This window comes from Pseudonocardia sp. GCM10023141, assembly GCF_042653605.1.
Window position 1 is genome coordinate 17,619 of the sequence record NZ_JBHSIR010000074.1, and the last position, 9,841, is coordinate 27,459.

12 protein-coding genes are annotated in these 9,841 nt (G+C 67.5%); 7 read left to right on the top strand and 5 right to left on the bottom strand.

Annotated features, from left to right (window positions below):
- Nucleotides 1-43 precede the first annotated feature (43 nt).
- From ACFPFQ_RS42340 to chrA, 4 genes are all read left to right on the top strand, one after another.
- Complete coding sequence (locus ACFPFQ_RS42340) at nucleotides 44-181, top strand: hypothetical protein (RefSeq protein ID WP_379628923.1); 138 nt, start codon at nucleotides 44-46, stop codon at nucleotides 179-181.
- 405 nt (nucleotides 182-586) lie between these two features.
- Nucleotides 587-1,123 carry a Chromate resistance protein ChrB gene (locus tag ACFPFQ_RS42345; RefSeq protein WP_379628924.1) on the top strand — a complete coding sequence of 179 codons (537 nt, stop codon included), beginning with the start codon at nucleotides 587-589 and terminating at the stop codon, nucleotides 1,121-1,123.
- On the top strand, nucleotides 1,120-1,551 hold the full coding sequence (locus tag ACFPFQ_RS42350; protein ID WP_379628925.1) for a chromate resistance protein ChrB domain-containing protein: 432 nt from the start codon (nucleotides 1,120-1,122) through the stop codon (nucleotides 1,549-1,551). The genes ACFPFQ_RS42345 and ACFPFQ_RS42350 overlap by 4 nt, the downstream gene beginning before the upstream one ends.
- 180 nt (nucleotides 1,552-1,731) lie before the next feature.
- Complete coding sequence (gene chrA, locus ACFPFQ_RS42355; RefSeq protein ID WP_379628926.1) at nucleotides 1,732-3,069, top strand: chromate efflux transporter; 1,338 nt, start codon at nucleotides 1,732-1,734, stop codon at nucleotides 3,067-3,069.
- 180 nt (nucleotides 3,070-3,249) lie between these two features.
- On the opposite strand, the gene ACFPFQ_RS42360 is transcribed toward chrA, so the two are convergent.
- Nucleotides 3,250-4,236, bottom strand: coding sequence for a cation diffusion facilitator family transporter (locus ACFPFQ_RS42360; protein ID WP_379628927.1), 987 nt, complete (start codon nucleotides 4,234-4,236; stop codon nucleotides 3,250-3,252).
- 21 nt (nucleotides 4,237-4,257) lie between these two features.
- Here ACFPFQ_RS42360 and ACFPFQ_RS42365 point away from each other — a divergent pair, with 21 nt between their 5' ends.
- Both ACFPFQ_RS42365 and ACFPFQ_RS42370 read left to right on the top strand, forming a co-directional pair.
- Nucleotides 4,258-4,440: a hypothetical protein gene (locus ACFPFQ_RS42365; protein ID WP_379628928.1), complete on the top strand. Its 183-nt coding sequence runs from the start codon at nucleotides 4,258-4,260 to the stop codon at nucleotides 4,438-4,440.
- An 89-nt stretch (nucleotides 4,441-4,529) separates the two neighbouring features.
- On the top strand, nucleotides 4,530-4,976 hold the full coding sequence (locus tag ACFPFQ_RS42370) for an ArsR/SmtB family transcription factor (RefSeq protein ID WP_379628929.1): 447 nt from the start codon (nucleotides 4,530-4,532) through the stop codon (nucleotides 4,974-4,976).
- Between the two features lie 116 nt (nucleotides 4,977-5,092).
- Here the strand turns inward: ACFPFQ_RS42370 and ACFPFQ_RS42375 are convergent, their stop codons facing one another.
- From ACFPFQ_RS42375 to ACFPFQ_RS42385, 3 genes are all read right to left on the bottom strand, one after another.
- Nucleotides 5,093-5,773, bottom strand: coding sequence for a DUF305 domain-containing protein (locus ACFPFQ_RS42375; protein WP_379628930.1), 681 nt, complete (start codon nucleotides 5,771-5,773; stop codon nucleotides 5,093-5,095).
- Between the two features lie 202 nt (nucleotides 5,774-5,975).
- Nucleotides 5,976-7,517, bottom strand: a complete 1,542-nt coding sequence (locus ACFPFQ_RS42380; RefSeq protein WP_379628931.1) for a glycosyltransferase family 39 protein — start codon at nucleotides 7,515-7,517, stop codon at nucleotides 5,976-5,978.
- A 310-nt stretch (nucleotides 7,518-7,827) separates the two neighbouring features.
- Nucleotides 7,828-8,265, bottom strand: a complete 438-nt coding sequence (locus ACFPFQ_RS42385) for a hypothetical protein (RefSeq protein WP_379628932.1) — start codon at nucleotides 8,263-8,265, stop codon at nucleotides 7,828-7,830.
- Nucleotides 8,266-8,493: 228 nt separating this feature from the next.
- Here ACFPFQ_RS42385 and ACFPFQ_RS42390 point away from each other — a divergent pair, with 228 nt between their 5' ends.
- Nucleotides 8,494-9,555, top strand: coding sequence for a HupE/UreJ family protein (locus ACFPFQ_RS42390; RefSeq protein ID WP_379628933.1), 1,062 nt, complete (start codon nucleotides 8,494-8,496; stop codon nucleotides 9,553-9,555).
- Between the two features lie 18 nt (nucleotides 9,556-9,573).
- Here the strand turns inward: ACFPFQ_RS42390 and ACFPFQ_RS42395 are convergent, their stop codons facing one another.
- The gene (locus ACFPFQ_RS42395; RefSeq protein ID WP_379628934.1) at nucleotides 9,574-9,750 is read right to left on the bottom strand and encodes a hypothetical protein; all 177 of its coding nucleotides are present in this window, start codon (nucleotides 9,748-9,750) and stop codon (nucleotides 9,574-9,576) included.
- Nucleotides 9,751-9,841 lie beyond the last annotated feature (91 nt).

The window sequence follows — 9,841 nt, forward strand, 5'->3', positions numbered from 1 at the left end:
GTCGGGGGCGGCATCGCTACGGCACCGAACCTGGCGGAGCCCCATGTCCTACCCCGACCCTCCCCCACCGCCACCACCCGGTGGCTGGCGACCGCTGCGACCGCAGCGGGGCATCCGGCTGCGGTCGGGATCGATCGTGCTCGCCGTGTTCCTACTTGTCGTGGTGGGCGCCGGCGCATGATGCCTCCCAGGCTGACGGTCGGCGGAAGGGGTTGGCCTGGTGGCCCGACCCCTTGGGGTGACGAACGCTGTACCCGGCCCGCCGCCAGGCGTTCCCCCACGCCTCGGAGGCTCGCGGTCAACGGCGACCCGAAGGATCCCGGCCGCGCTCGGCTGCCCCACGGTGGCGGGCCGACAACGCCCCGTTGATCTCGCCCAGTCTCGGCCTCGGGTCCATCGTCGCCAACTTCCAGCCGGTCCGGTTCGCCGATCGCGGGCCCGTTTCGGGAAGCAGCCCCGGCCAGCCCGTCACGGCAAGCAACAGTCCTCGCTGACCGTGGACGGTGGCGACCTATCGCCCACAACGATTGACACCCCCTCCCAGGAAATGCAACCGTGGTTACATCGTCAGCAAGTTGGAGGCGCGGTGTCGGGTGAGGAGTGGGTGCTGCTGTGCTACCGGGTACCGCGGGAGCCCTCCACACCGCGGATCGCGGTGTGGCGCCGCCTCAAGCGCCTCGGAGTGGCCCAGATCGGCGACGGAGTGGTAGCGCTACCGGCAGATGCCCGAACCCGCGAACAGCTTGAGTGGGTGGCTGATGATGTCGAGCAGGTCGGGGGCAGCGCCTTGCTGTGGACGGCGTCACCAACCTCGGCCACGCAGGCGCGGGCGCTGGCCGAGCAGATGCGCGCCGCCCGCGTTGTCGAGTACACCGCGATCGTGACCGCAGCCAATCTGGCCCTTGCCGATGAACCGTCCGCGCGGACGGGCGTGCTGCGTCGACTACGCAGCGAGCTGCGACGGGTGGAGCGGCGCGACTATTTCCCGGCCCCGAATCGAGACGACGCCCGCACCGCCCTACAGGCGCTGGCCGAGTCCCTGGAGCCCACCGCTACACCGTCGACACCGGTGCCTGCCGATACGGAGCCGACAAGTGCTCGGACTGTCGGGGGACGCCCGTGAGGTGGGCGACGCGGACCGGGGTGCATATCGATCGCGCGGCGTGTGCCTGGTTGATCCGGCGTTTCATCGATGCCGCGGCGGAGTTCGTGTTCGTTGATGACCCCGACCAGCTGCCGCCAGATGCCACTGGGTTCGACATGCGCGGGGTGGAACTGACCCACGTCGGGCAGGACTGCACGTTCGAGACGATCCTGCGCCGCTACGACCTGGCTGATCCGGTGCTGTGGCGCCTCGCCCAGGTGGTGCACGAGGCCGACCTGGAGGACGACCGATTCGACGCCCCAGAGGCAGCCGGGCTGGACGCGGTGCTGCGCGGGCTGTCGATGGTCTGTGACGACACGCAAGTCCTCGCGGTGACCGGGCCGGTGTTCGACGGGCTCTATGAGTACTTCCGGCGCGCGACCCTGCTCGACCGGCCCCCGACCTGACCCGATCCTCATCCCGTTCGAGAGCACAGGTGCACGATGACCCGATCCGCGGACGACCCACCCGCCCGGGCCAGCTTCGAACTTGCTGGTCCCGAACCTGCAGGCCCCGAAATCACCGGCCTCGAACGTGCTGACAAAGCCGACCGCCCGCCAGGGAACGGCGGTCATGTCGGTGATGTGGTGGCGTTCCGCACCGCGCTCAGAGCCTGGTTCGCGATCTCGTTGCAGACCTTCGGTGGGCCGGCCGGCCAAATCGCGGTCATGCAACGCGAACTGGTCGATCAACGCCGCTGGATCGGGCAACGCCGGTTCCAGCACGCGCTGAACTACTGCATGCTGCTCCCCGGCCCGGAAGCGCAACAGCTCGCGATCTACATCGGGTGGTTGCTCAACGGGCTGCGCGGCGGACTGGCCGCTGGGATCCTGTTCGTGCTGCCCGGCATGATCGCTCTGCTCGCCCTCTCAGCAATTTATGTCGGGTTCGGCGACACCACCGCAGTCGCTGCGCTGTTCGCCGGGCTCGGGCCGGCGGTCGTCGCGATCGTGGTGCAAGCGGTGGTGCGGGTCGCTGGGCGAGCGCTGACCCACCCGCTGCTGGTCGGGCTGGGTGTGGCTGCGTTCGCCGCGCTGGCGCTGTTCGCTGTCCCGTTCCCGATCGTCATCGCCGTCGCCGCACTGGTGGGATGGCTCGCCGGTCGGCGGCGGCCCGCGCTGGGCCGCGCTGCCGGGCACATCAGCAGCGAGGGGCCAGCCCCGCTGATCTCCGACGACATGCTGCACACCGAAACGCCCTCGCCGCGGCGCACGTGGAAGATCCTCGGTGTCTGTTTGGGTCTGTGGGCGACACCGGTGTTGTTGACCGTGTTGCTGACCGGTGCCGGGAGTGTGTTCACCGCGCAGGGGTTGTTCTTCTCCGGTACCGCGCTGGTCACCTTCGGTGGTGCCTACGCGGTGCTGGCGTTCGTCGCGCAACAGGCCGTGCAGGTCTACGGCTGGCTCGGTGCCAGCGACATGGTCCGCGGACTCGCGTTGGCCGAGACAACCCCAGGCCCGCTGATCATGGTCGTGCAGTTCGTGGCGTTCCTGGGAGCTTTCCACCATCCCGGCCCGTTCAACCCGTGGGTAGCCGGCGTGCTCGGTTCGCTGCTCACCACCTGGGTGACGTTCGTGCCGTGCTTCCTGTTCATCTTCCTCGGCGCCCCCTACATCGAACGACTGCGCTCCAACACCGCCCTCTCCAGTGCGCTGACCGGGATCACCGCCGCGGTCGTCGGGGTCATCGCCAATCTGGCCCTCTACTTCACCGTCACCACCCTGTTCACCCGTACCGCTCTGCTCGCCACCGGCCCACTGTCAATTCACCTGCCCGACCTGACCACGCTGCGGCCCGTCCAGCTCGGGATCGCAGTCACCGCCGCACTACTGATCTTCGCCGCGCACTGGTCGATCCTGCGCGTGCTCGGGGTATGCGCCGTCCTCGGAATCGCCGCCGGCCTGCTCGGCCTACCGATCACCTGAGTTCACGATCCCGACCATCTTCGGTCGACAGCAGGCGAGATCCGGTGACCCCGTGGGTGTCAGCGTCCACTGCACCCCGCACGGACATCTCGACGCTCGGTCTCATGCCCTCGGATCGGCTGCCGCGACACAGCTTGCGCACGTCGCTGTCACGGCCGCGACCGTTCGTCATCGACGCACCTAGGCGATCGCACCAGCCTCGAGTGTGGCGGGGTGATGAGCCAGCGCGGCATGGTGATCCTGCCCCGGAGTGTCACGGGGGCTGACATGAACGGTGGCGGCAACCAGCTTGGGCACGCCATGGACCAGAGCGTGCTCTGCTGCAATAGCGATGTCATGGGCATCGATGATCCCCAGCCTAGGGTCGACCGAGATGCCAACTTCAGCGCGCAACCGGTGGCCGATCCAGCGCAGCCGCAACTCGTCCACCGCGAGCACATTCGGCACCGCACGCAGCGTCGACTCGGCGGAGTCGACCAAAGCTGGATCAACGGCGTCCATCAACCGACGGTAGATGTCGCGCGCTGCACCCCGGAGCACGAACAGGATCGCGATCGTGATCACGACGCCGATGATCGGGTCGGCAAGCGGGAACCCGACCATGACCCCCAGGGCACCGGCCACCACAGCCAGTGAGGTGAAACCGTCGGTGCGTGCGTGCAACCCGTCGGCCACCAGCGCCGCAGACCCGATCCGGCGCCCGACCCGGATCCGGTACACCGCGACCAGCTCGTTGCCGGCAAACCCGACAACGCCGGCCACGATCAGAACCCCCAGATTCCCCACCGGCTGTGGATCGAACAGTCGACGCACCGACTCATACCCGGCCACGATGGACGACAACGCGATCATGCCTACGATGAACACCCCGGCCAAGTCCTCGGCGCGCCCGTAGCCGTAGGTGTATCGCCGCGACGCGACCCGCCGACCGAGTACGAACGCGATCCACAGCGGCACCGCGGTCAGCGCATCGGAAAAGTTGTGGATCGTATCGGCCAGCAACGCCACCGACCCCGTCACCACCACGACCACTGCCTGCGCGGCCGACGTGAGCAACAAGGCAACGAGGCTGATCTTCACCGCTCGGATCCCGTCGACGCTGGCTTCCAACGCCGAGTCCAGGGAGTCCGCCGCATCATGGCTGTGCGGCCGCAACACCGATCTCACCCATCCACGCAGGCCCGACCCGTGCCCGTCGCCCTGTCCATGCCCGTGACCATGACCGTGTTCATGTTCACGGCCCGAAACGCCGGGGGCTTGCGTGTGCACGGCGACCTGGGCTGGGCAATCTGCCAACGGAACCGCCTCGGCGCCATCGTGGTGATGGGCGTGGCCGGCCGGTCCAGTGATCTCGCCACGATGCTCGTGTGAGGCGCGAGGGTCAGCATCCGAAGCTGGCGCGGGGGCAGGCGTGTCGCTCATGGTTGCCAGCGTGACCGTTCCTGGACCATTATGCAAACATGCGCGCGCACAAGAACGTGGCTAGTGCCAGCACCTCGCGACAACCAGCAATAGGCGATCACTCTGTGCTGGCCGCCCAGGTACTGGGGCACCTTGCCGAGCCGACCCGGTTTCATCTGCTGCGACTGCTCGCCATCGGCGAGCAGGACGTGACCACTCTCACTGCCCAGGTCGAGGCATCACGCTCGTCGGTATCGCAGCATCTGGGGCGGCTACGCCTGGCAGGGCTGGTCCACGCCCACCGGATCGGGCGCCGCATGGTCTACCGCGTCACCAGCGATCATCTGCGCGCGCTGATCGAGGAAGCCCATCAGTTCGCCGAGCACCTCGCCTACGACATTCCCCACCACGACACCGCACCCTCGACCCTCCCGCCGCCGGCGCCTGCGTCGAGCACACACGGCGGCGAGGACGCGCATCCGACCCGACGAGATCGGCACGGTTGAGGCGATCCGGCGGGATATCAGGCAGGAGTGGCGATTGGGCGCTGCCTGTCACCGAATCGCAGCGCATCCACGTCCCAACCACCCCGCAGCTCACCTCGCCGCGTCGGCGAGCTCGGTCAGCCGGTGAGGGGTTGCCCGCCTCGCGCGGCGAGCATCGCCATCATGACCTCGGTATCCGAGGTCTGCGAGAGCAGCATCTGAGCGGCCAGATTCCGTACGACCGGGTTCCCGGCCCGGCCCGCGGCATCGCTGAGCATGGGCACACCAGCGCGATGGTGGCGGATCATCAACTGGAGAAACCAGACGTCCAATTCTCGCCCGGTGCTCGCGCGCAGCCTTCGTAGATCCTCGGTCCCGGCCAAGCCCGGCATCAGCGTCGTGGCGAGCGTCGGGGTCGGGGTCGGGGTCGGGGTCATCGCACGATCTGGGCCACCGCTCATCGCGTCGTGACCCTGCACGGCCCAACGGTGAGTCAGGGGCGAGACCGCCATCCACTCCATATGTCCCGTAGGCGTGGACGAGGGTGCTCCCCACAGATCGAGCCACCCGTGCATCGTTCCGACCTGCGCGGTCTGCGTGCTCTCGATGTCAAACGCCAGCTGTCGCACGACCGGATCGGTGCTGTGTTCACGCGCCCAGACCGCCATAGTGACGGCATTGAGGTGATGCTCGCTCATGTCTTGCCCGAAACCGATGTCAACCGCGTCCGGCGCTGATGAAGTCCCGGCCGCTTCAGTCAGTACCAGCGCTGCGGCGGCACCGAGCAACAGCAGCGCCACCGCGGCGCCGACACCCATGACCACGAGCCGGCCGCGAACGAACCACCACCGACGGGCCCCATCGATCCCTGGGCTGCTTGTCGCGATCCCTGACTCAGTTCTCGGCGAGCCCCCGTTCTCAGCTACGCAGGGATCGTGCTGATCGTTCACGGAGAATCGGCTTTCGTGCACGTCAGACCAGAGCCGGGATCGATTTGCCACCGAAGCGCACCCACGGTGATCAGACCGCCCCAGGTGGATCCAGTGCCCAGATGGCGCAACCGTCGTCGGCAGCCGAGCGCACCTGCTTGGCGTTGGTGTCGAGCCAGTCCGCGAGCTCGCTCCCGGCCGGCACGAGCAGCGGTGCGTAGACGACGAAGTACTTCGCACCCTGCTTCGCGTAGGACTCGAGGTAGGACGGCTGGTGCTGGTCGGCGGCCAGGCTCCAGCCCTTCCGGTCGGCCAGGTAGAAGATCGTCGGTTCCTGGAAGTTGTTGGCCGTGCCCCGGTCGATCGCGTTGCTGGTCGTGCTGATCACCACCAGGTCGGACGGTGCCGAGACCTGTGCCAGCTCTGCCGAGCACACCCCGTACACGCCGCTGTTGTCCTGGAACGACTGCACAAAAATGATCAGGCTCTGCGCGAAGAGCAGCGCCACGGTGGCGACGGCCAGCCCGCCGCGCACCAGTGCGGGCACCCGGCCCCGGAGCCACGACGAGATCCCCTGCACTCCGATCCCGACGAGGATCGCGGCGAACGGGAGCGAGAAGATGTGGTACTGCGGACCCAGCTCGGAGCTGTAGCGCGCCACGGCGAAGTAGAAGACGATCAGCGCCGGGAACCCGGCGGCCAGGATCACCGGACCCCGGCCGCGCCACGCCAGCCACGCACCCACCAGCGCCAGCGGGACGCCGACCAGCCCGTAGACGAGCGTGGCCTCGATCGAGATGTTGCCGGTGTAGAACAGGCTCGAGGTCCAGATGGCGAGGTTGCCGAACTTGCTGTCGCCACCAGAGATCACGCCGAACGTGTTGCCGTACTGCACGTAGAGCTCGTGGGCGTGCCAGAGCCACAGCGCGGGTGCGATGAGCGCCGCCACTCCCGCGATGTAGAGCGACGGCCTGCGCAGCCGGTCCCGCGCGGAGATCAGCAGCCAGATCAGCAGGATCAGGAAGACGTGTAGCGACGTCGGCTTGGCCAGCGCCGCCATCGACGCGGCCGACGCGGCCGCCACCAGCCAGACCCCGCGGTCGTCGGTGAGCCACTTGTGGAAGAACAGCAGCGTCAGTAGGTAGAACGCGAGCACCGTGACGTCGGGCATGAACGCGTTGCCGTAGGTCATCACCATCGGCGAGACGACGTACGCGATCAGCGCCCAGCGCGCCGTCGGGCCCGGGAGCACCCGCCGGGCCAGCGCCCAGAAGGCGGTCAGGCCGATGATCGTGAACGCGAGCGAGACCAGCCGGCCGACCCACGCGTGCTCCCCGAACACGAAGTACACCGTCGCGGACAACCACGGCAGCAGCTGCAGCTCCGCCTCGACATACCCCGGACCGGCGCCACCCCAATTGATCTGCGGGTCGAACAGCCGCATGCCGCCCACGAAGAAGTTATGGGCGATCGTGGCGGTGTCAGCCGGGCGCCACATATCCCCCAGGTAGGGCATCGGGACGAAGGCCCGCACCACCGACAGCACCACGACGATCCCGACGACGACCAGCGCGAACCAGCCCAGCCGATCACCACGCAGTCGCGCCGACGGCCGGGCGGACGTCGGGATCACCGGGTCCAACGCGGGCGTGCTCGAAGGTTCAGCAGCATGTGCCTTCACGGAAACTCCAACGCAAGGAATCACTCCCCGCCGGGGAGCGATGGCTCAGATTTCGGGGTCGCTGAGGAGTTGACCGACGCGTGGCCTGCAGCCCACGAGCAGCGAACACATGCCCGGAACCGAGACTGGACGGAGCACATCGGCGCGAGGGGCCGCTTCAGCCGAGCCGGCCCACACCTCACGCGATACCGATCCCCGCGATACCGGCCTCAGGCGATATCAGCGTGGGACGGATGTCCGCGCCTACGTCGACAACGCGATGTTATGTGCGTAACACACACAGTAAGTAGGCCGGTGCAGACAGCCGAACTGACCCGATCAGGATCCCGCGAACCGCCGTCAGCGACGCGTCCACCGGGGCGCCAGGCACGAACGCCGCAGCGAGGAGACCCGCCGACGGGGCGCTCACACCCCAGGCTGTGAGCGAGTCGTGCTCCCAATGCAAATGCGGGTCCGCCGAGTCCCCGCCATGGGCAGCATCGAGTCCCTCGTGGTCGAGGGCAACGGCGACATCGGTGGCCACCCGATACGCCGCGTGCCCCGCCGACACCGTCGACTGGTCATGAGCGGCCTGGGAAACCGTGGTGTGTCCGACAAATCCCATCAACGCCGACAGCGTCAGCATCAGCAGGCACGCCGCCACACCCAATCCAGCGAACGCAGCACGCAGCGGACGGCGACCGCACAGTGCAACCGTCACCGTCACCACCCCTACATTCACCACCGGCGCCTGCCGGGAGCCATACCCTACGAGCGTCTCGCTGTTACCACGCTGAGGACCCCGCGCGACCCGACGCGGCGACGCCCCATCGACGACCACCCACTGCCCGAACCCACTGCCCGAAATGGGCAGTTGATAGCGTGCTGGGCGTCTGTGGTGACCGCTCCTGGCGCGGGCCACCTCCTTCCACACGCTCAGGAGCGACCGATGCCAGCCTTGCTTCGCCGATGGGCGATCGTCGCCACCGCGGGTGTGATCGCACTCGTAGCGTTGCCCGGCACAGCATTCGCCCACGGCATCGACGGGTCCGCTGCAGGTAAGAGCGTGCTCGAGTTCGTGCCCTTGGGCATCGAACACATGCTGTTGGGGTGGGATCACCTGCTCTTCATCGCTGGCATCGTGCTGCTGGCTGGCGACCTGCGACGCGCAGCCAAGTTGATCACCGTTTTCGTGATCGGCCACAGCACGACATTGATCGTCGCCACGATGGCCGGATGGCGCGTGGACGCCGTGGCGGTGGACATCGCCATCGCCTTGAGCCTGGTCTTCGTCGGCATCGTCGGTGTCATCGGCCGTCCCACGCGATGGCGCTGGTTCGCCCTCGCCGTTCTCGGGTTCGGGCTTGTCCACGGCATGGGCCTCGCCACCCGATTGCAGGATCTCGGGCTTCCCGAAGATGGCGTACTGCATCGAGTCCTCGCCTTCAATGTGGGCGTGGAGATCGGGCAGCTCATCGCGATCACCGCGATGGTTCTCCTCGGGAAGCTCCTCGCGAAATTCCTCACCTGGTGGCGAGCACCGCGCCTGGCCCACAGTGGGCTCATCGTCGCCGGCTTGGTGACCGCAGTCGTCTTGGCAATAAGTCCGCCCACGGCATCGAACATGGCCGCAGCTCGCGACACCTTCGGCGACTGCACCGTCCACCCCAGCACCCGAACCGCCGCCGGGGAGGGCAACCACCCCGACAAGAGCTTCTACGAACCCGGCGAGGAAGTTCCCACGCTGAACTTCGAACACATACTGGGTGATGGATCCATCGTCATCGAATACGCCGCAGCACTCCCGACGCCACAACTGGACCAACTGCGCCAGCTGATCACCAGTCCCTCCGGTACCGGGCTCTTCGGCGGCGCAGTAGCAGGACAACCGCACCCCTTCCAGGCGATCAACGCCTACGACACCCTCGCCTGCTCCACCTTCGACCTCTCCGCACTCACAAGCTTCACCACTGCATGGTTCGCCGACCCGCGAGCACACCCAGCACAATGACCGTCCACCGCGGCGGACTCATTGCTGGCAACATTGCCATCCCAACCGACCGTCGAGATGATCACGGACCGGGTCGAACAGGTCCGGCATGAGCGCGGCGACGTCGGGGAGCCGGGTCCAGCGCAGCGCGATCAGCTCACGTCGATCGAGAACCGGGGCGGTTCCGGTCTGGGGGGTGCAGGCCAGATAGATCATGTGGCGGCCGGTGAGCGGGTGGTGTCAACGATTTCTCAAATTTGACCCCCTGGCGGCTCCGGAAAGTTGACCCCTGGGTTGGTCTTACTGG